1 pseudogene is annotated in these 353 nt (G+C 48.7%); it reads left to right on the top strand.

Going from position 1 to position 353, the window contains the following annotated elements:
* Positions 1-353: pseudogene (locus HC733_RS22690) on the top strand (IS4 family transposase); the annotation flags it as partial.

The raw sequence follows: 353 nt of genomic DNA, 5'->3' as shown, positions 1-353 counted from the left end.
TCGGCTGCTCAGTAACCATGAGTTATTACGTGAATCGACAACGGTTTATGTTCGTTTATGCCGTCTTGTGGTGACCGAAAAGCATCCGGTCATTTTGGTGGACTGGAGTCACGCTGATACACAGACAAAACATTGTATTCTGCGTGCCAGCATTGTGGGTGAAGGGCGCGCAATCACGCTTTACCAGCAAAGCGCCCTGAGTGAGCAATATCATTGCCCTAAAATACAAAAACGATTTCTAAGCATGCTCAAGCTGATCTTACCGAGCGAATGCCGCCCGGTCATTGTAACAGATGCGGGTTTTAAAGTGCCCTGGCTCAAGGCCGTGCGCAGGCAAGGTTGGCACTATATTA

The sequence above is a fragment of the Pseudoalteromonas sp. S16_S37 genome (genome assembly GCF_014694405.1).
Taxonomy (GTDB): domain Bacteria; phylum Pseudomonadota; class Gammaproteobacteria; order Enterobacterales; family Alteromonadaceae; genus Pseudoalteromonas.
Note: the sequence above shows the minus strand (reverse complement) of the source record. Positions and strands in the feature narration are given on the sequence as shown.